The following is a 24,163-nucleotide window of genomic DNA, read 5'->3' as shown; positions in this document are numbered from 1 at the left end:
GTGGGGGTGATGCAACAGGGAAGGGTCAGGCGTCAGGCGTCCGGGGAGCGGCGGTCGGTGAGGAGCTTCATGCGCACCGCGTCGCCGTCCAGCAGGGCGGTCAGCGCGTGGGCCGGGGTGACGTCCACGGGTGTGCCGGGCCGCTGCTCGAGCAGGCGGACGACCACGTCGTCGCGCTGGAAGACCGTGCTGTGCAGCACCGGGCTCGCCGGGTCCTCGGCCGCGGCCTCGTCCTGCTGCGCGAGCAGCTCCGCGAGCCGCATCCCGCAGCCCGGGCGTGCCGGGTAGTACAGCGCGTGCCGCTCGCCCTCGGCCAGTTCCTCGGCGGCGACGTGGTGGACGGCCGGCAGCGCGGCCCGGGTGAAGAACACCCGCGCGGACTCCTGGTCGTTGAGGTCGCGCTCCTGCTCCAGGTAGGGGTTGATGGCCTCCTCGACGGCCCGGACCTCGGGCTGCCGGGCGACGTGGCGCAGGGCGGCCATCAGGTCGCCGCGCACCTCGATGGCCCGCACGACCCGGTTGCCGTGCATGAACAGGGAGGTGCGGCAGAGCCGGGTGGAGTCGTCGACCTTCGCCTCGGGCGAGGCGTAGTCCGCGAGGATCTTCGCGACCTTGGCCTCACTGCCGGGGGTGACCGTGAAGGTGAGCGCGTGGCGGATCACGCCGTCGCCCATCCGCGGCTGGGCCTGCAGGACACGGACGGCGTCCGCCGACGGGCCGCCGGTCTCCCGTACGACGTGGAAGCGGAGCGAGCGGGTGTCGCGGACGCAGTTGTGCAGTGGCTTCACCATCTCCACGTGCTCCTCGCTGTTCACCCAGGCGAGGAACGGCGGGGCGCTCTCCCACTCGCTGGTGATCAGCCACTGGGAGGGGTTCTCGATCGACTGGCAGAGCTGGTCGCTGACGTGGCCCGGCACCTGGGCGACCTGGCTGCACAGCTGCTCGTAGGCCTCCAGGAACTGCTGCTGTGCGCCGTCGTAGACGTCCACCAGCAGGACGACCCGGAGCCGGGAGCCGTCGAAGACGGACTGGGAGACCCGTGTCGAGACCGGGCGGGTCGTTCGGGTCGGCTTTGCCGAAACCTTTTCCGAGATCGTCGTCATGCTTCGCACATCTCCTTCGCTGGGGCAGCGGCCTGCGCCTTCGCCGATGACGCGGCGTCAGCGCTTCTTGATCCTGTGCCGGTCCTCCGAAGCGCGCGACTCGCGTGAACCAGGTGGGTGATTGAGTCCGCGGAACCCCTCCCGAGGGGGCCCGGACGGGGCATGGACGTTGCGACACGCACCTGCCGCACCAACACCCGCCTCTGGAGTGCCCGATGCACCAGAAAACCGATCACCAGGTCCCCGTCCTCGTGGTGGGCGGCTCCCTCGTGGGCCTGTCCATGTCCCTCTTCCTGGGCCGACTGGGCGTCCGCCACATGCTCGTCGAGAGACACTCCGGTACCTCGATCCACCCACGCGGGCGGGGCAACAACGTGCGGACGATGGAGCTGTTCCGGAGAGCGGGCATCGAGCCGGACATCAAGGCCGCGGCCTCCCTCCTCGCCGACAACCACGGCATCCTGCAGACCCCGACGCTGGTCGGCGACGCCGGCGACTGGCTGTTCAAGGAGATCGACCCGGGCGGTGGACTCGCCAGGTTCAGCCCTACGGGTTGGTGCCTGTGCAGCCAGAACGACCTCGAACCGGTGCTCCGCCGGGCGGCCGAGTCACTCACCGGCGAGCTGCGCTACTTCCACGAGATGGAGTCCTTCGAACAGGACCCCGAAGGAGTGACGGCGTACGTCCGCGACCGTGACTCCGACCGGATGTACACCGTCCGGGCGGACTACCTGGTGGCGGCCGACGGCCCGCGCTCCCCGGTCCGCGGCCGGCTCGGCATCGGCCAGACGGGCCCCGGCGACCTGTTCGCGAACGTCAGCATCACCTTCCGCTCCAAGCTGCTCCAGCACACGGTCGGGGACCGCCGCTTCATCTGCTGCTACCTCACCGACCCGGAGGCCGACGGCGCCCTGCTCCCCGTCGACAACAAGGAGCGCTGGGTCTTCCACGCGCCCTGGCACCCCGAACGCGGCGAGACCCTCGACGAGTTCACGGAAGAGCGGCTCACCCGGCACATCCGCCGTGCCGTCGGCGTCCCCGATCTCGACGTGGAGGTCACCGGCCGGGCCTCCTGGCGGGCGGCCGAACGGGTCGCGGAACGCTATGCCGACCGGCGGGTCTTCCTGGCCGGCGACTCCGCGCACGAGATGTCTCCGACGGGGGCCTTCGGCTCCAACACCGGCATCCAGGACGCCCACAACCTCGCCTGGAAGCTGGCGGCGGTCCTCGACGGCTGGGCCGGTCCCGGGCTCCTCGAGTCCTACGACGCCGAGCGCCGCCCGGTCGCCCTCGCCACCAGCGCCCGCGCCTCCGCCCGCTCCGTGGAGCACAGCCACCCCGGCTTCGCGCCCGCCCCCGGCGTCGGCGCCGACCGGCGCGGCGGCATCCTCAACATCGTCCTCGGCTACCGCTACCCGAAGGGCGCGGTCCTCGGCGCCGACCCTGACCAGCCGCTGGTACCCAATGGGATGAACCTCACCGGCCAGCCGGGCAGCCGGGCCCCGCACCTGTGGCTGCGCCGGGAGGGGGAGCGGGTGTCCACGCTCGACCTGTACGAGCGGTCCATGGTGCTGCTGAGCGACGCGGGCTCGGCGGGCGGCGCCGCCTGGCACGCGGCCGCCCGGCGGATCGCGGACACGGAACGGCTGCGGCTGGACACGTACCGGATCGGGGTGACGGGCGATCTCGTGTACGACACGGAGGAGGGCGACGGCGGCTGGACGGCGGCGCACGGGACGACGGAGGACGGCGCGGTCCTGGTCAGGCCTGACGGTTTCGTGGCCTGGCGCTCGGAAGGCGCCGTGCCCGACCCGGAGGGAGAGCTGCGGGAGGTACTGGCGCGGGTACTGCGGAGGAGGTGAGCCGGGGTGGGGCGGGGGTGGGGACGGCGCTCACCGGCGCTTGCCGGCTGCCGCCGCGCCCGCCCGTGCCGCCCTGCGGCACGCCTGCCCACGGCTGTGCAGCCATGTGGCCGACCCGGCCGCAGCGCCCCGTCAGGGGCGCTGGGGGCACCCCCGGCCGAAGGCTGGGGGAGGAACTGCGCGACCAGCTCCCCACCGGCCCGCAGCCGAACCGCTACCTCACGTACGGACCTCGACGGTCCTCGCCAGCCGGTCGTGCAGCCCCCTGCCGTCCCGGTCCCAGACCAGCGCCGGGATCGCGAGGCACAGCAGCACCGTGCGGGCCAGGGCGCGCAGCGGCTGCACCCGGCCCGTCCCGACGCCGACCACCCGCAGCCGGAACAGCCGCTTACCCGGCGTGAAGCCGATCGTGCCCACCGTGAGGACCCCGAGGACGAAGAAGATGAGCAGCGCCCAGTTGCTGGTCGCCGGGGTGTAGCCGCGCGTGATCAGGCCGTATGCGATCAAGACGCACAGCGCCCAGTCCACGACCAGCGCCCCGAGCCGCCGCCCCGGGCGGGCGATGGAGCCCGGCCCCTGCTCCGGCAGACCGAGCTGCTCGCCCCGGTACCCGAACTCGGCACCCGCGTCCTCCATGGCCGCGCGGGGTCCGGAGAGCCACGATCCGATTGCTTGCCTGTTGTCCACCCGTCCACGGTACTGGGCCCGGCCGGGCCCCTGGGTCGGCGGGGTGCCACGGGCTACGGTGGAACCGAGGCCGGTTAACTTCAGCGAAACAAATGGGTCACGCCCGAGAAATCACCCGTCCCTAGGGTCGAGGACAACGTGTGCCACCGCACTGGCCGCACGAACGAACTACCACCCCGGCACGGGAACGGCCGGGAGTAGGAGGAGCTGGATGTTCCAGAACGCCGACGAGGCCAAGAAGTTCATCGCGGACGAGGAAGTCAAGTTCGTCGACGTCCGGTTCTGCGACCTGCCGGGCGTCATGCAGCACTTCACGGTGCCCGTCGAGGCGTTCGACCCGGACGACGAGCTCGCCTTCGACGGATCCTCGATCCGCGGTTTCCAGGCGATCCACGAGTCCGACATGGCGCTGCGCGCCGACCTGTCGACGGCTCGGGTGGACCCCTTCCGCCGGGACAAGACGCTCAACATCAACTTCTTCATCCACGACCCGATCACGGGCGAGCAGTACTCCCGCGACCCGCGCAACGTGGCGAAGAAGGCGGAGGCGTACCTGGCGTCGACCGGTATCGCCGACACCGCGTACTTCGGCCCCGAGGCCGAGTTCTACGTCTTCGACAGCGTCCGTTTCGCCACCTCGGCGAACGAGAGCTTCTACCACATCGACTCCGAGGCGGGTGCCTGGAACACGGGCGCGCTGGAGGACAACCGTGGTTACAAGGTCCGCTACAAGGGCGGCTACTTCCCGGTCCCGCCGGTCGACCACTTCGCCGACCTGCGCGCCGAGATCTCCCTGGAGCTGGAGAAGAACGGCCTGAAGGTCGAGCGCCAGCACCACGAGGTGGGCACCGCCGGCCAGGCGGAGATCAACTACAAGTTCAACACGCTGCTCGCGGCCGCCGACGACCTGCAGCTCTTCAAGTACATCGTGAAGAACGTGGCCTGGCGCAACGGCAAGACCGCGACCTTCATGCCGAAGCCGATCTTCGGCGACAACGGCTCGGGCATGCACGTCCACCAGTCCCTGTGGGCCAACGGCGACCCGCTGTTCTACGACGAGGCCGGCTACGCGGGCCTCTCGGACACCGCCCGCTACTACATCGGCGGCATCCTCAAGCACGCCCCGTCGCTGCTCGCCTTCACCAACCCGACGGTGAACTCGTACCACCGTCTGGTCCCGGGCTTCGAGGCGCCGATCAACCTGGTGTACTCGCAGCGCAACCGCTCCGCCGCGATGCGTATCCCGATCACGGGTTCGAACCCGAAGGCCAAGCGCGTCGAGTTCCGCGCGCCCGACTCCTCCGGCAACCCGTACCTGGCCTTCTCCGCCCTGCTCCTCGCGGGCCTGGACGGCATCAAGAACAAGATCGAGCCGGCCGAGCCGATCGACAAGGACCTCTACGAGCTGGCTCCCGAGGAGCACGCCAACGTCGCCCAGGTCCCGACGTCCCTCCCGGCCGTCCTCGACTCCCTGGAGCGCGACCACGAGTTCCTGCTCGCCGGTGACGTCTTCACGCCCGACCTGATCGAGACGTGGATCGACTTCAAGCGCACCAACGAGATCGCCCCGCTCCAGCTGCGCCCGCACCCGCACGAGTTCGAGCTGTACTTCGACGTGTGATCCGCACAGGCGGTGTGCCCCTGACCTCAGGGGCACACCGCCTGACGCGTCCGGACGCCGCGCGTCGTCTCAGTGGGGTGTGCTCGCCCCTGCCGGCGTTTCCTGCCGCACCGCTCGGGCCGCCCGCAGGAAGGCGTCGTTCTCCGCCGGCGTCCCCACCGAGGCGCGCAAGCGACGCGGTACACCGTTGTCGCGGACCAGGACTCCGTGGTCGAGCAGGGCCTGCCACGCCCGGCCGGTGTCGGCGAAGGGGCCGAACTGCACGAACGGAGCGTCGGATTCGTCGACGTCGTAGCCGATCGCCGTCAACTCGCCGACCATGCGCCGACGTTCGTCCTTGAGCTGTTCCACGTAGGCCAACAGCGTGCCGGAGTGTTCGAGCGCGGCCAGGGCGAGTGCCTGGGTCACGGACGACAAGTGGTAGGGCAGCCGCACGAGTTGTACCGCGTCGACCACGGCGGGGTCGGCGACCAGGTATCCCACACGCAGCCCCGCGGCGCCGAAGGCCTTGGACATCGTGCGGGTGACCACGAGGTGGGGACGTCCCTCGACCAGGGGCACCAGGGACGGCCGGTCGGAGAACTCCCCGTACGCCTCGTCCACGACGACCATGCACGGACGGGCCTGCTGTGCCGTGTCGTACAACTCGAGCACGGCCTCCGCGGGGACGGCCGCACCGGTCGGATTGTTCGGCGAGGTGATGAGGACGAGGTGGGGGCGTTGCTCGGCGAGAGTGCGGCGGGCGGCGCGCAGATCGATGCCGAAGCCCTCGTCCCGCAGGCAGGGGATCCACGTCGTACCGGTGTTGCGGGCGATCAAGCTGTGCATGGTGTACGACGGCTCGAAGCCGAGGGCGCCGCGGCCCGGGCCGCCGAACGCCTGGAGCAGCTGCTGGATCACCTCGTTGGACCCGTTGGCGGCCCACACCTGCCGGGCGTCCACGGGGTGACCCGTGGCCCGTGTCACGTACCCGGCCAGCCCGGCCCTCAGCTCGAGCGCGTTCCGGTCCGGATAGCGGTTGAGGCCGCCCGCGACCTCGCGCACCCGTTCCGTCATCGCCCGCACCAGCGGCTCCGGCAGCGGATAGGGGTTCTCGTTGACGTTCAGGCGTACCGGAGCGTCCAGTTCGGGAGCTCCGTAGGGTGTCCGGCCGCGCAGCTCGTCCCGGACGGGCAGATCATCGATGCGGGTCACCGGGGGGTACTTTCTGGTCGAGGAATTCGAGGACGAGCGGGCCGGCGAGGTCGCGGCACTCCTCGAAGTAGGCGTGGCGGGCGCCCTGGATCAGCTCCAGCCGGGCGTCCGGGATGCGGGCCGCCAGGAGCGGTGCGTTGGCGGTGGGATTGAGCAGGTCGTCGGTGCCGTGCAGCACGAGGGTCGGGGCGACGATGCCGGGCAGCGCGTCCCATGCGTCGTGCCTGTCGCTCGCGACCAGGTGCCCGCGCCGGGCATGCGCCGGCATGCCCGGGTCGCCGAGCGTGTGGTACGGGCCGGGGTGTGTGGCGAGCCAGCCCGGGGTGTACATCAGCTCCAGCAGGGCCTGTCGCGTCTCGGCCGGATCGGGCTGGGCCAGGGATCTGCGGACTTCGCCGCTGCGCTCGACGCCGTGCCGGCCGCCGGGCGAGGTGCAGCCGAGTACCAGGGCACGCACCCGCCGGGAGTGGCGGACGGCCAGACACTGGGCGACGCGACCGCCCATGGACGTGCCGTACACGTCCGCCCGGTCCACGGCCAGTTCGTCGAGGACCGCGACCACGTCGTCGGCGAACCGCTCGGTGGAGTAGGACAGCTGAGGCTTGTCGCTCTCCCCCGTGCCCCGGTAGTCGATCGTGATCGTGCTGCGGGAGTCGGCGAAGTCGTCGCGGACACCGTCCCACCAGTGGTGGTCGTTCGCCTGGCCGGCGAGCAACACGAGCGGGGGACCGGCACCGCGCACCTGGTAGGCGACGCGGACTCCGTCCGAGGTCTTGGCGTGCGGCACGGCGGTTCCTTTCGAGGTGACGGGGTGGGCGGCCGTCCGGGGCGGAGGGGGACGCGATCACCTCACCCTGCCGGATCGGCGACTCGTGGCCGGTCACCCGGCCAGGTTCGGCTTCGCCTCGGCGCCGGCCCCGTGGGAGAAGCGACCGGTGGACGACTTGAACGTGGCGGCCACCGGGGTCGCCCGCCCCGCTCGTCGAATCCGGCCGGGAGCGGACCGCGTCCGCGGCGGCAATCCTGGCACGACGATGGGCACACCTGCCGCGTTCGGTGCCGCAGCGGACGCTCTCCGCCTCACCGCCGGCTGCGCCGTGCCCGAGACGGCGGCGGCGCGTCGGTGTCGCGACAGATCACTCCGGGGTGATGGACACGACGAGCTCGCTCTTGACCTCGGCGAGCCGGCCGACGACCTCGGCTGCGTCCTTGCCGCAGACGGATGCGACCGCGACCGCGTCCTTGGCCTGCCTGGGCGGCCTGACGAGTTCGCCCGGGCGGTACGGCGCCGTGAGCTGCAGCAACCACTCGGCCCGCGGAAGCGCGTCGAACCCGTCGAAGCGCCCCAGCCTCGGCGGATAGATCATGGACCAACCGGTCGCCGGCTGGTCCACGGGCGCCTGACGACCGCTGTGAGGGACAGCGCGCCCGATCTGCGGCAGGATGCTGGCGAAAAGCAGCGAGACCCCGTGCCGATACCGAAATGTGGTGTCTATTCCGGCGCCGCCGGGACGGCCGGCCAACTCGCAGAACACCGCCCTCCCCCGGTCGTCGAGGAACGCTTCGAGGTGTGCGGCGCCACTGAACCAGGAGATGCACGCGAGTACCGCGCGGTTGAACTCCAGCAGGACTTCGAGGTCCGGCCCGTCGTCGAGGGTGTGCGACCGGACCTGCCCGTCCAGCGGAAACTCCTCGTGCGAGTCCAGATACTGCGAGACGGAGACGGCGACCGGCACACCGTTGTCGACGACGCTGTCGATGTGGAACTGGCGGCCCGCGATGAATTCCTCGGCCTCGTACCGGCCTGGACCGGCGAACCCTTGTTGCTGCAAGCGCATCAGCTCGCTCCTGTCGCGGACGATGCGCACGTCCAGGGAAGAGGAGCCGAGGACTGGCTTGACGACGATGTGACCGAACTTGTCGAGAAGCTCTGCCGCCTGGACGGGTTCGGAGATCTCCATGTATTCCGGAACCCGGATCCCGTGCGCGGAGAAATGGCGCTTCATCGCCACCTTGTCGCGGAGCAGCAGCGTGTGCTCCGTGCCCATGCCGCCGACGCCCACGGTCTCGCGCAGGCGGGCGGCCGGCAGCAGCAGCCGCTCCTGGGTCGCCACCACCCAGTCGAACTCGAGGTCACCGACCAGTTCCGGCAGCGACCCCGCGAGTTCGCCGGAGGGGTGGATGTCCACCGGGATACAGCGCGTCACCTGACCGGGTGTCACCTGGGCGAGGTCGCGAGCTCGCGCGAGCAGGGTGATGTCGTATTCGTCCGGGGGGAAGAAGGGGGTGCCGTCGTCGAAGCGGTAGGCGCCGTAATCGACATGGCTGACCAGGACTACCCGTTGACGAGTCACTGCACCTCCGCATTCACGGCGCGACGGGTATCGACTCCCGGCACCTGTTCCGACGTCATCGGTCTGCCGCTGATCGCCAGGCGCGCCAGCCCGGAGGCCAGGGCGAGGGCCAGCCCCGCGAGAAGCAGCAGCGCCCCCGGCCCCAGCGCCTGGATGACCAGACCGCTGGCCGCCGCCCCGACAGCGCCGCCCAACGACATGAACGAACTGATCCACGACTGGGTCTCCGCGGCCAGGTTCTCCGGAGACAGATCACCGACCGTCGCCCACAGGGCCACGAAACTGGGCCCCACCGCGATGCCCATGACCGCCGCGGCCACGACCAGGAGTGCCGTCCAGGTGAAGGTGGCCGCCGCCACCAGCAGAGTTCCCACGGACAGCACGGCCAGCGTGACCGGGAACGTGGCCCGGCTCGCCCTCCCGGCCGGCAGGGCGCCCAGGGCGAGGCCGCCCGCCATACTCCCCACCGACATGCAGCTGAGGAGCACTCCGCTCATCAGCGGTGCGTGGTGCTGCTGGGCCCAGGCGGGGAAGGCCAGTTCGATCGCGCGGACCGCCACGAAGAAGGCCACCACCGCCACCATGGTCCGGCGCACCGCCCGGTCGCGCAGCGGGCCCAGCCAGTGGCGCTCCGCGGACCGCGGCTGCCGGCGCTGGTGCGGCAGCTTGCGGGAGAGCAGCAGGAGGGTCGCGCTGGTGGTCAGCAGCGCGGAGGCGGCCAGGCCGGCCCAGGGCGCCACGGCCACCACCAGGAAGGCGGCGATGGTGGGACCCACGATGTATCCCACGTCGGTCAGCACGGCGTCCAGCGACAGGATCGATCTCCTCAGGTCGTCCGTGGTCATCGCGCGCCACATCAGCCGGGTCACGATATGGATGGGCGGGAGCGACGCCGAGGCGACGAACGCGCAGACCATCGTGGTGGCGGACGGTCCACGGGCGCTCTCGTTCCACACCAGGACGGTCAGCGCGCCCAGGTACACCACGAGCCCCGGACACATCACCCGGACATAGCCGTGGCGGTCCATGAGCCTGCCCCGCAGCGGGACGGTGGCACCGGCCAGGGCGGACACCGAGACCACCACGGCCGCCTGGCCGAGGCCCCGGTAGTGCGCGACCTCGAGCAGGAGGGCGACCGAGGAGATTCCTGGCTTCAGCTTGCCCGCGACAGCGGCGAACAGGGACGAGCCGAACTTGGGCAGAGCGAAGAGCTCGCGGTACGAGGACAAGAACTTCATCGGGATCAGCAGACCGGTTCGATCACTGGTTCCACGGTGTCGCGGACCGCGGCCATGCGCTGGATCAGCGTCCGGCGGTCCGGCGCGGAGACACTCACCCTGAGCGGAATGGTCGCGATACTGGTGGTGGTCGGCACCATGTCGCCCGGCCGGTAGCGCACCACCAGCTTGTCCACACCGGGCAGTCGCTCCACCTCGTCCAGCCCGCGGATCTCCACCAGCCGGCCGGCCGGTCCGTCGTTGCGAATGGCGTTGGCGCCGCAGTAGCCGTCGAACTTCACCGGCTCGGTCGCGATCTTCGGCACCTCGCCGAGCCGGCCGGCCAGGGTCTGGCGGTGCGGGTCGAGATCGCTGTGCGCGAGCCACGCGTCGATCATGGGGTAGGCGGGCAGCCGGGCGCCCAGTTCGATGAGGTAGGGCTCGCCGGCCGACATCTTGATCTCGGTGTGGCTGGGGCCCAGGCGCACGCCGAACGTGTCGAGCACCTGCCGTACGTAGTCGACCGCGGTCTGCCAGTCGGGGTCGTCCTGGGAGATCTGCGCCCACTCCCAGTACGGGAACGAGTAGTCCCGGTCGTCGGGTTGCCGGTACTCCCAGATGTCCAGGACGTGGTGCGTGCCGTCGTGCGAGAAGAAGTTCACGCCCAACTCCCGCCCGCGCACGTACTGCTCGACGAGCCAGGCCTCGACCGGCCGTCCGAAGTGGTCGGTCCGGTGCAGGGCCGAAAGGTCCTCGACGTCCCCCGGTCCGCTCAGCAGCCGGATACCGTGCGACCCGGCCCCGCCCGTGTGCTTGGCGATGGCGGGGAAGCCCACGTCGCGCGCGGCTCGGGCGATGCCGGCCGCGTCCTCGACCATCACGTAACGGGGAATGCGAACTCCCGACCGCGCGGCGGTCTCCCGCATCGCGGACTTGTCCCGGCGGGCGAGGGCCAGCCGCGCGCCGTTGCCGGGCAGGCCGAACTCCTCGGCCAGCGTGTCCGCCTTGTCCACGGCCACGTCGTTGGCGGGCACCACCGCGCGAATGTCGGCACCCAGTGCGGCGAGTTGGGCCCGGATGTCGTCGAGTTCCGCGGCGTACAGGCTGACCGTGTCACCGACGGTGTGGTCGGGGTACCGGGTCCCGAGGTGCTCGCGGGGCATCGTGTACACGGAGATCACGGCCATTCCGCGCTCGGCCACCTGGGGTTTGAAACCCATGCTCGGCCCGCAGGGGTCCATGAGCACGACAGCGGGCGTTGCGCCGAGCGAGCTGGTCATGATGCTCCTTGTGCTTTCTCGTCCGATGCGGGGGGAACTGTGCTGCGCCGTATGCCGGAGGCGGCTCACATCGAGGTGCGCACCGCGTCCTTCGTGTCGTACTCGTGGGAGAAGTAGCCGGTGGACAGCTTCGTTCCGTCGCTCACGTGAGAGCCTTCCTGAACCTGGTACAACGAGTTGAACTCCGCGGCCGCGATCGGGAGTCGCCACTGGCCGGCCTCGCTGCGCACGGTCCTGGAGGCACTGCCGCGCACGAGCTTCGCCGTCGGCTCGTTGTGCGCGGCGTGCGGGCCGTAGTAGACGGGAAGGGCGTCGGCCGCGCGGTAGGAGGGGATGAAGACGCGGCGGTACATGTCCGAGAGGTTCTTCTCCGAGGAGTGCAGGAGGAGGGGGTGGATGAACACCACCGATCCGGCGGGCCCCTCGCAGTCGACGATCGCCGACTCGTCCAGGCCCACCTCCGCCGGCGACGAGACCTTGCCCACGAAATAACCCTCCGCCTCGTGCGGGAGAAGGCCGTGCCGGTGCGACCCGGCGACCACCCGCAGGCAGGCGTTCGCCCTGGTCGCGTCGTCGAGATAGATCAGCGTGGCGACCAGATCGGTGTTCGTGTGCGGGTAGAACGCGAAGTCCTGGTGCCACTCGACGACGCTGCCCACGCGCGGCGGCTTCACGTTGAGCTTCGAGTACTGCAGCACGATGTCGGAACCGATCAGTTGCTCGACCGCGTCGAGGAGCCGGGGGTCCTCCGCGATGTCGGAGAAGAGCTCGTCCCGCGAGGTCGGGGCCCAGATACGGCGAGCCTTGGAGCTGTCCTCCGGCTCCGCCTCGGCCACCCGGGCGAGGTCGGCGGAGGAGAGCAGGCCGTCGACCACGGATCGCGCCTTCTCGACCAGTTCGGTGTCGAAAATTCCGTCGACGACACAGAACCCGTTCTCACGGTAGAAATCGACCTGACTATCGCTGAGTATGCCGGCCATCGGGTAACCCTTCCTCACCATAACCTGGTTGCTCCCGCAGATTCCTACGGTTCAATTCGTACACGTCACTGTCACGTGCCGCAAGGCGTCCATTGCTGTTCGGAGAGGCAGTTGAGCCACTAAACGCGCACTCTTCTGCCGGGTTTCTGCCGCACTTCTGCCGCTGATACGGGTGCGCTTCTTCGCTAGTGTCGACACAACACTTGCCCCGCACTCCTCCGCTCGATCGAGGTAGCCAATGCCATTGCCGACGCCACGGTCGATCGCACTCGGCGGGATCGGCGCCGATGCCCATTCAGTGGGTCTGACACTGCTGAAACACGCCATCACGGAGGCCGGCCACGCGGTCCATTTCATGGGCACGCAGAACAACCTCGACGACTTTTTCCGGCATGCGGGCGACGTGGATGTCGTGATGATTTCGTGCATGGACGGGCATCTGCGCCATTATCTGAGGCAGTTTCCGGACCTGCTGCTCAGGTATCCCGACATCGACGCGCTCTGGTATGCCGGTGGGAACCTGGACGTGGGCAATTCCGAGCGGATACGCGGTGAAGCGCGCCGGCTCGGCTTCCGGCGGGTCTTTCCGACGTACGTCGACATTCCGACGATTCTCTCGGTGCTGGCCGAGGATCTCCTGACCAGGCCTCCGGCGGTACGCGCCAGACCGGTCGCCGCCTTCCGGCCCGCCCAGCCGGGCACCGCACCGCCCGACCAGCGGCTCACCGAAGAGGACCTGCTCAAACAGCGGCCCGCGGTGCTGGAGTCCTGGCCGACCGGCGCTCGTGCGCGGGACCTGGCGGACAACGCGGCTTTCCTGCTGCGGCAGCCGTCCTTCGCGCACGCGCACGCACCGGGCCCCCGGGGGGCGCGACCGTTCCTGGTGCAGCCGCGCTCGGGCGTGGCGCTTGCCGCCGAGCAGCGCACGGCCTTCGTGGCCCTGCGCCGGGCCGGCGCGGACGTGCTGTCCTACCAGATCGATTCGCTCACCAGGAACAACGACTACCGGAAGGCCCACGACGCGATCGCGGAGAGTCGGGAAAGCGGTGCCTCCACGCTCAACGGATTCCCCATGGTGAATCACGGGGTCGACGTTCTCCGCGAGCTGATATCGGAGGTGCGGACACCGCTGCAGACCCGACACAGCACTCGCGACCCACGGCTCCTCGCCGAGATCTCGTGCGCCGGTGGCGTCACCGGTTTCGAGGGGGGCGCGATCACGTACAACATCCCCTATTTCAAGGACTACTCACCGGCCCAGTCCCTCAGGAGATGGCAGTACGTCGATCGGCTGGTCGGTCTCTACCGCGAGAAGTTCGGAGTGGTCATCGACCGTGAATTCTTCGGCACTCTCACCGCGGTCCTGATCCCGCCGAGTCTGGCGATCGTCGTCAATGTGATCGAGGCCATGCTGGCGGCCGGCCAGGGCGTGGGATCGGTTTCACTCGGATACGCCGAACAAGGAAACCGGTCCCAGGACATCGCGGCGGTCAGGGTCCTGCGCGAACTGGGCCAGAAGTATCTGGCGAACCTGGGATATCCAGGAGTTCAGGTCAACGTCGTGTTCCACCAGCACATGGCGGCGTTTCCGCAGGACCGGGCGCGGGCGGCGCAGTTGATCGTGGCCTCCGCGGCCACCGGCCGGCTGTCCGGTGCCTCGCGGCTGATCACCAAGACACCGGTCGAGGCGACCTCCATTCCGTCGGTGTCCGACAACCAGGAGGGCCTGCAGCTGAGCCGGCTGGGCGCGTTGGAGGCGAACGGCGTCGAGGTGGACGAGCGGACGGTCCGCGAGGAGGCCACCGTCCTGCGGGCCGAGGTTGATCAGATCCTCGAGAGCGTCCTCCTGGCCGGCGACGGCAGCCTCACGGACGGCGTGGTGAAGGCATTCGCGCTCGGCTATCTGGACGTGCCCTTCTCCCCCAGCGTCTACAACCGTGGCGAGGTCCTGACGGCCCGGGACGTCCAGGGCGCGGTGCGCTACCTGAACACCGGCCGGCTGAGGTTCTCCTCCGATGTGATCGAGTTCCATCGGAGCCGGATGAGCGAGCGTCGCAGGACGGAGCAGCCGCCCGTGCGAAGCGAATGGCAACTCGTCGAGCGAGATGTGCTGCGCATTCCATCGGGCCATTACCGTAAGTGGCCGCTCGACGCGTGAAAAACCCCTGATCGCCGACCAAGCCGCACCGATCTCCTCACAGAAATGGGCAGAGTCACGATGGCAACGGAATTCACGATCCCGGAGTTCAAGATATCCAGCTCGGCGGTCTCGGCACTGCTGACGCGAGAAATAGACGCTGAAACGCCTCTGGACAAGTGGCCGACGGAGACCTTCCCGACGGCCGACACGGAGATCCAGGCGCTGCGTGGCGACATAGTCTCGGCCATCCGCAAGGACGCGGGGGGCGCCGTCGTGCGGGTCGCCCCGGAGGGACTCAGCGACCAGGACATCAGCACCGTCTACTGGAATTTCTTCACGCTGCTTTTCCGCCCGGTTCCGCAGTACAGCTCCGGCGAACTCATCTATCCCGTCGAGGTCAAGGCCGCGGCCGCGGCCACCAGCCACTACTCGAACTCGAACAAGACGGGCAACTATCACACCGACGGCACCCTGCTGCCGCAACTGCCCGACGTCGCCTTCCTGTTCGGCCTGTCCGCGGCGACGGGCGGGGAGACGCTGCTGATGGACGTCGAGAACCTGGTTCGGGAGCTCGACCGGATCGACCCGGCCCACGTCGCCGAACTGAGCCGACCCGTACCGTTCGACGTGAAGGACCAGATGGCCGGAGTCAAGATCAAACGGCAGCCGGTGCTGACGCGCACGGACAACGGCTACGAACTGCGTTACGTCCGCATGTACATCGAGCAGGCCTTTGCCGCCGAAGGTACGCCGGTTCCGCCGGAGCTTCTGGCGGCCATGGACGCATTCGACCAGGTCTCCGCTGCCGCGGCGGTGAACGCGGAAGCCGTGCTCCTCGAACGCGGCGTCGGCCTGCTGTGGGACAACCGGCGCATGCTGCACGGCCGCCGGCCGTTCCAGGAGACCACCTCCCACCGCAGGCTGCGCCGAATCTACGGGGTGCAGGAAGACGGACGAGCCAACTAAGCCGAAGCGAAGGAGTGGGCACCTCATGCCACGTACAGTTGATCTCTCCCGCCCGCTGGAAACGGGTATGCCGCACGCGCGCACGATCCAGGCACCCGAATTCACGCCCACCAGCACCTGGGCGGACGACCGGATGCGGGTCATGCGCCTGAACATACCGACCCACATCGGCACCCACGTGGACGCCCCGTCGCACTTCGTCGAGGACGGCGCCACGCTCGACCAGGTGCCGGTGTCGACGCTGGTCGGCCGGGCGTACTGCATCGAGGTGCTGCGGGACGATCCCGTGCCGATCACGGCGGCCGACCTGAAGTCCGCCGTCGACCTCGAACCCGGTGACGCGCTGCTGATCCGCACCGGCTGGGACGACCGCTACGGCGAGCCGGCCTATGTGGACAGCCACCCCTACCTCGCGGTCGACGCGGCCCGCTGGGCCGTGGACACGGGGCTTCGCCTCATCGGCATGGACACCATCAGCCCGGACCTGCCGATGAGCATGCGTCCGGCGAACTTCCCCTACGACGTGCACCGCACGCTGCTGGGCGCCGGCATGCTGATCGTGGAGAACCTCGTACTGCGCGAGATCGCGGACCGATGGAGCACGCTCTTCGTCGGTGTGCTCAACGTCAGCGGTGGAGACGGCGCGCCCGCGCGGGCGCTGGCCGTACTGGACGACTGAGTCCTTTCGGCACCTCCGCCCGCACGAACGATTTCGGGCGCCGGCCCGTCAGCCCCTTCGCCGCGCGCCCCCGATCCAGGAGCGAGATCCATGCCCACTCCCTCTCCCCCCGGCCTCGTCTGGCTGCGCTCGGAACGCGACCACATCTCGGTCGCGACGGCCGACCACGCGCGCGTGGCGGACCTGACCGCGGCGGCCGCGAGCCTCGGTGTCGCCCTGCGCACGGCCACGGTCGACGACCTGGTCCTGACCCAGACGGGGCAGACGGCCGTCGTGCGGGTGCGGGGCGACCGCGTGGACCCGCGCGACACCTTCTTCCACACCGGCTCGCTCGGCGGGTCCACGCAGGCGGCGGACGCCTGGCGGCTGTTGAGCACCATCGGGATCCTCGAAGCCGCCGGGTTCATGGTCACCGTGCCCGCCGTTCACTCGATCACCTGGACAGACACGATCGTGCCGCTCCTGAGTTTCGATCTCGGCGAGGTGCGCACCCTGCCGTCGGTGCGGCTGTGTACCCGCGAGATCGAGGTCCATCGCGACCGGCTGCGCCTCTCCGACTGGGGGCTGGAGTTCCCGGTGGCGGTGCGCCCGGCGGTCCGCCGGCCCGGCGACCGGCCGTTCGTCGCGGAGAACGAACGCAGGCTGACCACCCTCCTGCAGTTGGCGGGTGCGTCCGAGGTGACCGTCCTCGTGCAGCCATGGCTCGGCGAACACGTCGTCGAACACACCGTGGTGTGCGTCGACGGCGAGCCGGCCGGTCTGGAAGGGGCGCTCGCCGAGCGGCTGTCCGGCCCCGCGCGGACGGTCGCGACCGCGCTCGGACTCGCCTACGTCCGGATCGGCTTCGTCCAGGACGCCGATCGGTTCTGGCTGTCGCACGTGGACTGCACGGGTTTCGCGCCCGACGCCGACGCCGACGCCCTGGAAGTCCAACTCGTCGCCTACCGCGAGGCGTTCCGTCGGTTCCGTGCCGCGCGCGACGCGGTTTCGCCCTCGGCAGCCGGAGTCGGAGCATGACGACAGCGCACGACAGCGACGCGATCACCATGTTCTGGATCCGCTCGGAGCGCGAGAGCAAGTCACCGAATCCCTATGACGCCGCGATCAACACGGGCTACGACGACGCCGCGCGCGCGGTCGGGATGCGGCTGACCCGGATCAGCGTCGACGACGTCGTCGTGGGCACCACGAAGGACTGTGCCTCGGTCCGCGTGCGCGGCGCGCTCGTCGCACCGGACGCGACCGTCTTCCACACGAAGCTGGTCACGTGGCCGGTCGACCGGTTCGACTACTGGCGGCACTTGACGACCTACGCCGCCCTGTCAGCGGCCGGCTTCTTCACCACGGTCCCCGTCGGGCTCAGCCTGGTCAACAACGAGAAGCAGCTCACCGCGCTACAGCGGTTCGGCAGTGTGGTGCAGCGGCTGCCGTCGGTGCGCCTGTGCACCCGCGGATACGACCGGGACCACCTCGACTGGTGCACCGCCGCGATGCGCGCGAGCGACATCGGTCTTCCGGTGGTGGTCAAACCCGCCAGCTGGGGAGGCGGGAACGGCGTGTTCGTCGCCTCCACCGTCGGGGAACTGGACGCCGTGCTCACCTGGGCGGCCGCCACCGAGCTGACGGTCCTGATACAGCCGTGGCTGGGGCGCGACGTGGTCGACTACCGCGTGTACTGCCTCGACGGTGAGCCGCACCGCGTGCTGACGCGCGAACTGCGCGGCGACGCGCTCGCGGGCAACACCGCCCAGGGCGGCTCGGCGGCGTGGAACGCCATCCCCGATGCGCTGCTCGCCCCGGCGCGGGCGGTGGCCCGTGACATCGGGCTGCCCTACCTCTGCGTCGACTTCCTCCGTGCCGACGGGCGATGGTGGTTCTCCGAGATCGAGGTCGACGGCTCCGCAGCGCGTGACCCGGATCTCAACAAGGCACGCTTCGGCTCCTTCCGCTCCCGCTTCGACACGTTCGTCCGCGATCTGCGAGCGGAGGGCGCGCGCTGACAACGCGACGTCCAGCTCTTTCTTTTCCGCTGTCATTCCGGGTTGCTTCGGGGGGCATTTACGCCCGTCGATCCGCTCTTTTCTGCCGGGCTTCTGCCGCTGGCGGACGGGCACTTCTCGGCTAGTGTCGAAACACCGTTTTCCCCATACTTCTCTGCTTGAGGTGTTCAATGTCAGAGACATCGCCGATGGTTGCCGAGGACGGGCGGCCATCCGCAGTCGAAATCCTGGACTGCACACTCCGTGACGGTAGTTATGCCGTGGACTTCAAGTTCACCGAAAGCACGATCAGGAGCGTTCTGAGCGGTCTTGAAGGAGCAGGTGTCCGGTACGTCGAGCTGGGTCACGGACTGGGCCTCAACGCCGCCGAGCGCACGGCTCATCCCATGCTGGTCTCCGACGCACGGTGCTTCGGGATCGCGTCCGAGACGCTGACGAGCGCGAGTTGGGGGATGTTCTGCATCCCGGGAATCGCCGAGCTGGATCACCTGAGGCAAGCCGTGGCCGCCGGCATGCAGTTCGTCCGGGTCGGCGTGGACATCTCTTCCGTCGCGCCGGCCGAGGCCTTCCTCACCCTCGCCAAGGACCTCGGCATCACGGCGTTCGCCAACCTCATGAAGACGAACGTCCTCGAAGCCGACGGTGTCACGGACGCGGTCCGTCAGTGCACGGAGTACGGTGCCGATGTCGTGTACCTCGTCGACTCGGTGGGTGGTTACCTGCCGTCGGACGTCACCGAGCTGTTCGAGAAGGTCGGCCAGTCGGTGACCGTTCCGCTCGGCTTCCACGGGCACGACAACCTGAGCCTGGCCAACGCCAACGCGCTCGCGGCGACGTCGAGCGGCGCACGGTTCGTCGACACCACGCTCGACGGCATCGGCCGCGGGGCCGGCAACACCGTGACAGAGACGTTCGCGGCGGCCCTGCATGCCCAGGGCTGTCGCGACACGTACGACTTCCGGGCTCTCGCGGAGTTGAGCGAGTCCGTCGTCCGCCCGTTGGAGCGACTGCACGACGATCGCACATACCAGCTCGTCGGCGGCGTCACGCGCACGCACTCCAGCTTCTTCCCGCTGATCAGCAGGTGCGCGAAGACCGCGAACGTCGACGTCTTCGAGCTGATGGCCGCGGTCGCCGACATCGACCGGGTGCACCCCGCGGAGGCCATGGTGCTGGCGGCCGCCAACGCCATGGCCGCGCGCTAGTCGTCACCCGTCGTCGCTACGGAGAGGAGCTTCGGTGGAATCGAACAACCCGGTGGTCCTGCTGGTGGACCCCGCGGACAGCCGGAACGGACACGCGTACAAGGCCGCCGTCCGCGAGCTGGGTTTCGACGTGGTCTCGCTGTCCACGAGCCCGTCGTCCACGGCCGCGGACCTGCCGGCCGACCCCGCCGGCGAGATGTCGCTCCAGGCCGACGGGGTGGACGACGCCGTCCGGCAGGTCCGTGCGGCCGGGTTCGACCTGCGGGCTGTCGTCCCGTCCCGGGGGTCGACCCTCCACCTGGCCGACGAGATCGCGGCGCGGCTCGGCCTGCCAGGGAACGACCCCGCTCTGGGCTGGGCCCGGCGCAACAAAGCGGCGATGCGGACCAGGGCCGTACAGACAGGGGTCCGCGTTCCGGAGTTCCGGCTGGTCGACTCCCTCGACGCGGTGGCGGAGGCCGCCCGGGACATCGGCTTTCCCGTCATCGTGAAACAGACGATGGGCTCGGGCTCCTACGGCGTCACGGTCATCGGTGACGCGGCGGATCTGGACGCGGCGACCAAGGATCTGGCGGTTGACCGGCACGACCGACCGGTCACCGAATGGCTGGTGGAGCAATACATACGCGGGCGCGAGTACGCGGTGAATTTCTGCAGCGCCGACGGTGAACACCGGCTGATCGACGTCTGGGAATACCGACGGCCCGACGACCGCGACTACGACTTTCCCCTCTGGGACATCGTCCAGATCGACGGTTCGCATCCCGACTACGAACGGGTGGAGCGGTTTTGCAAGCGCGTGCTCGACGCGTTCGGCATCCATTACGGACCCGGCCACATCGAGGTCAAATGCAGTGACGACGGGGACGACGTCCACCTGATCGAACTCGCGGCCCGGTTCTCGGGCGGCCCCGCGGTACCGATGTGGACGAGACACTCCGATCTGCGACCGTTCCACGATGCCGTGGAGTGCTTCCTCGGCCGCCGTCCGAAGATGATCGACGGGGACCACGGGTTCCGGGCCGTGCTCGGCTCCGTCGTCATTCGCAACGACGGCCCGCCCGGCACCCTGGTGGCCATGCACGGGCTGGACGAGCTGCGCGCGCTGCCCGGCGTCGCCGATGTGCTCGTGGAGTTCGAGCCCGGTGACCATGTGCCGACCACCAACCACAACATGTGCATTCCGGTCAGCGCCTCGGTGCACGGTCCGGACCGAGCGACCGTGCTCCGCACCTTGGCCGTCGCGCGGGAGACGGTCAGGTTGGAGATCACGTCCGACCCCGCCGTCCTGACCTGACCGTCGGACGAACGTGCTCGGCGCCGTGACCCCGTCGCGGCGCCGAGCTGCCCACCCAGGACGGGCGGTGCGGGTACTGCTAGGCGGCTTTGAGCCTGACGGTGTTGCGGAGGGCACCGACGCCCTCGACAAGGGCCTCCACCGTGTCCCCGTCCTCGATCACGCCGGCGCCGGGGGTACCCGTGGCGATCACGGAACCGGCTTCGAGGACCATGCCGCCGGAGAAGTAGCCGACCTGCCAGTAGGGGTCGTACTTCATCGCGGACACCTGGTTGGACGCGATCGGCCGCCCATTGACGACGGTGGAGATCCGCACGGCGGACAGGTCGGGGATCTCGTCGGGGGTGACGACCCAGGGGCCGAGGCTGCAGAAGGTGTCGAAAGCCTTCGCCCACGGAATGTGGCGGGGGTTGACCCTGATCGCGTCCTCGGCGGTCATGTCCAGGATGCTGGTGTAGCCGAAGATGACGGACGGTGCGTCCGCGGCCGAGACGTCGCGGCAGGTGGTGCCGATGACCACGCCGAGCTCGGCCTCGGCGGTGACGCGCTGCGACTGCGCGGGAAGCAGGATGTCGTCACCGTAGCCGATCACCGTGGAGGAGGGCCGCAGGTAGGAGCCGGGGGCGTCGGTCGGCTGCAGTACGCCCAGGTCGTCGGCGTGCCGCCGGTAGTTCAGGCCCACGCCCCACAGCTTCGGGGGGCACCGGTACAGCGGCCCGAACACCGGCTCGCCCCGCAGGCCGTGCCCGCCGGGGTCGGACAGGGCGGCGACCGTGGCCGCGAGCGCCGCGGCCTCGTCCTTCTGGATGATGTCGAGCAGGGTGGGGCCGTAGCTGGTTCCCTCGGTCGCGTTGACGAGGCTCAGTACGGCGATTCCGCCGGGTACCGACACGCCGACGTCCTCACCGGTCTCAGTGCGAAGAGTGCAGAGGCGCAATGGTCAATTCCTTTCTGGTGGTTCCGAGTTCATGCGGCGGTGTGCTGTCCCGCGATGCCGTTCCGCCCTGCGGTCGCGTGCTGCCCGACGATGCCGACGATGTTGAGCACCTTGAACATCGCCACGTCGTGACGGTCGACGCGGCGCAGGATGCCGAGGATGACGAGGTGGTAGACGTCGTCGGCGCACTCCGCGGCCGGCAGGCCCATCTGGTCCGCCACCTCCGCCACCGACCAGTAGCCGTCGGACTCGCGGGACGGCTTCTGGGACATGATCGACAGCAGGTCGCGTTGGCGGCTGCTCAGCGTGGCGACGGTGTGGTGGACCGACGCGTAGGCGTCCGGCCGCTGGGGGCCGCCCAGGGGCCGCCGTGCCACGGTGAGCGGCTCGACGGCAAGTTGCCGGGCGAGCTGCCGCAGGGAGTAGATCAGGCTCCAGTGGGCGACGGATTCGAGAGCGGCGGGAAGGCCGTCGAGCGCGTGGCAGATCCGGGCGACGTCCGCGAGGACGTGCGGGTCGGGACGGAAGGCCGGCCGGATGCGCTTCGTCTGCGCGAGCAGCAGGGCCACCGACGCGACCGCGTCCAGGTCCTCCGGCTCGATGTCCGGCGAGGGCACCGGGAGCGGCGCGAGCGGGAAGAGGGTGTCGAGGGGCATGCCGCCGGGGTTTCTCGTCGTGACGAGGATGCGCAGCCGGGGGCAGACGGCCAGGAGATGGGCTGTGAGGTCCGTCAGCTCGTCCTCCGGCCGGGCACCGTCGAGGACGAGGATGCTGTCCGCATCCCCGATCGTCTCGGCGAGGCGCCGCCGGCTGTCGGGCCCGCGGTGCACGACCTCACGCCACCACGTGGGCTGGTCCGGGGCCCCCACCGGTGCCCTTCCGCTCCGGAGCCGGTCGTCGTCGAGGGGCAGCCAGAGGACCGTCGCGTGCTCGGCCGCTTCCAGTGCGTGCGTCACCTCCCGTGCGAGCCGGGTCTTGCCGACGCCCTCGATCCCGGTGATCGTGATCAGGCGGTGGTGATCGGCGCCGAGCATCGTCGTCAACGCCGCCAGCTCCTGCTCCCGGCCGATGAACGGGCCGCTCACGGCCGGCTCGGCGGCTGACGCCGGACAGCCTGGCGAGTGGCCGTTCGTCAGCCGGTTCAGCTGCGGGGCGCTGAGCCCAAGAGCCTCGGCGAGCAGGCGCAGGGAGTCCGCCCTGGGCTGCCGTACCCTCCCGTTCTCCAGATCACGTATCGCTCGAACGCTGAGCGTGCTGGACCGCGCCAGCTGCTTCTGGGACAGTCCGCTCCGCAGTCGCAGGTCGCGCAGCCGCCGGCCGAAGGGCGCGGCGCCGGTCCCGCCGTCGTCGGCCCGGTCCTGGCGGAATCCGAGCGGAATGTCCTGCTCGCGCGGCTCACCGGCGGCGACGGCCGGTTCGCGGAGCAGTGTCACCGGCGTTTCCCGCTCCGAGGGCCAAGCGGCGATCCGGCCGACTCCTGGCACCGATGGTGTTTCCATGGCACATGCTCCTCGGGGCCCTGGGAGCGGCCCCGGATAGGTCTCGTGGGGGGCGGATCGGATTCAGGGGCGCAGCAGGCTGAACATCTCGGCCCGCAGCCCGGCGTCCTCGCCGAAGGCCCCGCGGTAGGCCGTCGAGGTCATCTGGGCGGCCGCCTTGATGCCGCGCATCGTCATGCACAGGTGCTCGCCCTTGGCGATGACGGCCACGTCCTGCGCCCCGCTGAGCGCGGTGACGGCCTCGGCGATCTCGGAGACCAGCCGCTCCTGGACCTGGAGCTTGTGCGCGTGCCGATGCGCGATCCGGGCGAACTTCGACAGACCCAGCAACCGGTCGGCAGGCCGGTAGGCGATCGTCACCGAGCAGTTGAACGGCAGCAGGTGGTGCTCGCACAGGGACCACACCTGGATGTCCGAGACGATCACCAACTGCTTGGTGCCGACCGCCTCGAACAGGGTGCCGACCGAGCCCGGCTCGTAGTTGATGAACTCGCGCCACCAGCGGGCGAACCGCGCCGGTGTGTCGCGCAGCCCGTCGCGGTCGGGGTCCTCCCCTATCTCTTTCAGGAGCTGCCGGGCGAGTCCGACCAGTGGGTCTTCCTCGCGGGGCTTCTCCGGGTCGACGTCACCCTCGGGTATCCACGTCGTCACAGACATTCAGGCACCTCTCCATTCCGACCGGCACGGCCGTTGCTCGATTCCGATGAACGGGCGGCTGCTCTCGTCAGCCGGCCGGCGTTTCAGGGCCGGTACTCGGCCCAGGTCTTGGGAGTCTCGGAGACACGCACGGAGGTCAGCTCCGGGAACTCCTTCGACCAGCACTCGTAGAGCCACACCGCGAGGTTCTCGGCGGTGGGGTTGTCGTCCACCAGGTCGTTGAGGTGACGGTGGTCGAGCGTCTGGTCGAGCCACGACTTGAAGGAGGCCAGCTCGCCGTAGTCGCGGACGAATCCCGTCGGTGTCAGTTCGGTGAGATCGGCGCTCAGCTCCAGCTCGACGACGTAGTTGTGGCCGTGCAGCCGGGCGCACTGGTGTCCCTCGTCCAGGCCGGAGAGCCGATGGCTGGCGGAGAACTCGAACTTCTTCGTGATGCGCAGCGTCATGTCCGTGATTCGTCCTTCTCGCTTGATTCGGCCGTGCGT

The 24,163-nt window shown here is 69.6% G+C and carries 21 protein-coding genes; 9 read left to right on the top strand and 12 right to left on the bottom strand.

Translation table 11 applies throughout. The annotated features are described in order from the left end of the window. Positions 1-32: 32 nt before the first annotated feature. On the bottom strand, positions 33-1,103 hold the full coding sequence (locus BLW82_RS31110) for a SchA/CurD-like domain-containing protein (protein WP_093503879.1): 1,071 nt from the start codon (positions 1,101-1,103) through the stop codon (positions 33-35). A gap of 215 nt (positions 1,104-1,318) precedes the next feature. On the opposite strand from BLW82_RS31110, the gene BLW82_RS31105 reads away from it, so the two are divergent. Then, on the top strand, positions 1,319-2,965 hold the full coding sequence (locus tag BLW82_RS31105; RefSeq protein WP_093503877.1) for an FAD-dependent oxidoreductase: 1,647 nt from the start codon (positions 1,319-1,321) through the stop codon (positions 2,963-2,965). Between the two features lie 219 nt (positions 2,966-3,184). On the opposite strand, the gene BLW82_RS31100 is transcribed toward BLW82_RS31105, so the two are convergent. Continuing rightward, a complete protein-coding gene (locus BLW82_RS31100) occupies positions 3,185-3,652 on the bottom strand; it encodes an RDD family protein (RefSeq protein ID WP_093503875.1) in 468 nt (155 codons plus the stop codon). A gap of 211 nt (positions 3,653-3,863) precedes the next feature. On the opposite strand from BLW82_RS31100, the gene glnA reads away from it, so the two are divergent. After that, a complete protein-coding gene (gene glnA / locus BLW82_RS31095; protein WP_093503873.1) occupies positions 3,864-5,273 on the top strand; it encodes a type I glutamate--ammonia ligase in 1,410 nt (469 codons plus the stop codon). Between the two features lie 69 nt (positions 5,274-5,342). Here the strand turns inward: glnA and BLW82_RS31090 are convergent, their stop codons facing one another. From BLW82_RS31090 to BLW82_RS31065, 6 genes are all read right to left on the bottom strand, one after another. Further along, complete coding sequence (locus BLW82_RS31090; RefSeq protein ID WP_093503871.1) at positions 5,343-6,467, bottom strand: histidinol-phosphate transaminase; 1,125 nt, start codon at positions 6,465-6,467, stop codon at positions 5,343-5,345. Continuing rightward, positions 6,451-7,254: an alpha/beta fold hydrolase gene (locus BLW82_RS31085; protein ID WP_093503869.1), complete on the bottom strand. Its 804-nt coding sequence runs from the start codon at positions 7,252-7,254 to the stop codon at positions 6,451-6,453. Before BLW82_RS31085 ends, BLW82_RS31090 begins: the two co-directional genes overlap by 17 nt. A gap of 349 nt (positions 7,255-7,603) precedes the next feature. Further along, a complete protein-coding gene (locus BLW82_RS31080) occupies positions 7,604-8,821 on the bottom strand; it encodes an ATP-grasp domain-containing protein (RefSeq protein WP_093503867.1) in 1,218 nt (405 codons plus the stop codon). Further along, positions 8,818-10,059 carry an MFS transporter gene (locus tag BLW82_RS31075; RefSeq protein ID WP_093503865.1) on the bottom strand — a complete coding sequence of 414 codons (1,242 nt, stop codon included), beginning with the start codon at positions 10,057-10,059 and terminating at the stop codon, positions 8,818-8,820. Before BLW82_RS31075 ends, BLW82_RS31080 begins: the two co-directional genes overlap by 4 nt. A 5-nt stretch (positions 10,060-10,064) precedes the next feature. Beyond that, positions 10,065-11,318 (bottom strand): ATP-grasp domain-containing protein, encoded by a 1,254-nt coding sequence (locus tag BLW82_RS31070; protein WP_093503863.1) that lies wholly within the window; start codon positions 11,316-11,318, stop codon positions 10,065-10,067. Positions 11,319-11,383: 65 nt separating this feature from the next. Continuing rightward, positions 11,384-12,298, bottom strand: coding sequence for a phytanoyl-CoA dioxygenase family protein (locus BLW82_RS31065; protein ID WP_218162388.1), 915 nt, complete (start codon positions 12,296-12,298; stop codon positions 11,384-11,386). Positions 12,299-12,536: 238 nt separating this feature from the next. Between BLW82_RS31065 and BLW82_RS31060 the strand changes: the two genes are divergently transcribed. The 7 genes from BLW82_RS31060 (at position 12,537) to BLW82_RS31030 (ending at position 20,585) form a co-directional block, all read left to right on the top strand. Further along, a complete protein-coding gene (locus tag BLW82_RS31060) occupies positions 12,537-14,456 on the top strand; it encodes a methylaspartate mutase subunit E (protein WP_218162387.1) in 1,920 nt (639 codons plus the stop codon). Between the two features lie 60 nt (positions 14,457-14,516). Next, positions 14,517-15,404 carry a TauD/TfdA family dioxygenase gene (locus tag BLW82_RS31055; protein ID WP_177233131.1) on the top strand — a complete coding sequence of 296 codons (888 nt, stop codon included), beginning with the start codon at positions 14,517-14,519 and terminating at the stop codon, positions 15,402-15,404. Between the two features lie 25 nt (positions 15,405-15,429). After that, the gene (locus tag BLW82_RS31050; RefSeq protein WP_093503859.1) at positions 15,430-16,083 is read left to right on the top strand and encodes a cyclase family protein; all 654 of its coding nucleotides are present in this window, start codon (positions 15,430-15,432) and stop codon (positions 16,081-16,083) included. Between the two features lie 90 nt (positions 16,084-16,173). Beyond that, positions 16,174-17,100, top strand: a complete 927-nt coding sequence (locus BLW82_RS31045; RefSeq protein WP_093503857.1) for a hypothetical protein — start codon at positions 16,174-16,176, stop codon at positions 17,098-17,100. Continuing rightward, the gene (locus tag BLW82_RS31040; RefSeq protein ID WP_093503855.1) at positions 17,097-18,083 is read left to right on the top strand and encodes an ATP-grasp domain-containing protein; all 987 of its coding nucleotides are present in this window, start codon (positions 17,097-17,099) and stop codon (positions 18,081-18,083) included. The genes BLW82_RS31045 and BLW82_RS31040 overlap by 4 nt, the downstream gene beginning before the upstream one ends. A 170-nt stretch (positions 18,084-18,253) precedes the next feature. Then, the gene (locus BLW82_RS31035; RefSeq protein ID WP_093503853.1) at positions 18,254-19,288 is read left to right on the top strand and encodes a beta/alpha barrel domain-containing protein; all 1,035 of its coding nucleotides are present in this window, start codon (positions 18,254-18,256) and stop codon (positions 19,286-19,288) included. A 34-nt stretch (positions 19,289-19,322) separates the two neighbouring features. Beyond that, complete coding sequence (locus BLW82_RS31030) at positions 19,323-20,585, top strand: ATP-grasp domain-containing protein (RefSeq protein WP_093503851.1); 1,263 nt, start codon at positions 19,323-19,325, stop codon at positions 20,583-20,585. Between the two features lie 79 nt (positions 20,586-20,664). Here the strand turns inward: BLW82_RS31030 and BLW82_RS31025 are convergent, their stop codons facing one another. From BLW82_RS31025 to BLW82_RS31010, 4 genes are all read right to left on the bottom strand, one after another. After that, positions 20,665-21,477: a fumarylacetoacetate hydrolase family protein gene (locus tag BLW82_RS31025; protein ID WP_093508378.1), complete on the bottom strand. Its 813-nt coding sequence runs from the start codon at positions 21,475-21,477 to the stop codon at positions 20,665-20,667. A gap of 74 nt (positions 21,478-21,551) precedes the next feature. Continuing rightward, positions 21,552-23,021 (bottom strand): helix-turn-helix domain-containing protein, encoded by a 1,470-nt coding sequence (locus tag BLW82_RS31020; protein WP_093503849.1) that lies wholly within the window; start codon positions 23,019-23,021, stop codon positions 21,552-21,554. 63 nt (positions 23,022-23,084) lie between these two features. Continuing rightward, the gene (folE, locus tag BLW82_RS31015) at positions 23,085-23,678 is read right to left on the bottom strand and encodes a GTP cyclohydrolase I (protein ID WP_093503847.1); all 594 of its coding nucleotides are present in this window, start codon (positions 23,676-23,678) and stop codon (positions 23,085-23,087) included. Positions 23,679-23,761: 83 nt separating this feature from the next. Beyond that, positions 23,762-24,124: a 6-pyruvoyl trahydropterin synthase family protein gene (locus tag BLW82_RS31010; protein ID WP_093503845.1), complete on the bottom strand. Its 363-nt coding sequence runs from the start codon at positions 24,122-24,124 to the stop codon at positions 23,762-23,764. Positions 24,125-24,163: the final 39 nt, after the last annotated feature.

This window comes from Streptomyces sp. Ag109_O5-10 (genome assembly GCF_900105755.1).
Classification (GTDB): domain Bacteria; phylum Actinomycetota; class Actinomycetes; order Streptomycetales; family Streptomycetaceae; genus Streptomyces.
The sequence above is the reverse complement of the archived record's forward strand: the minus strand, read 5'-3'. Positions and strand labels throughout refer to the sequence as shown.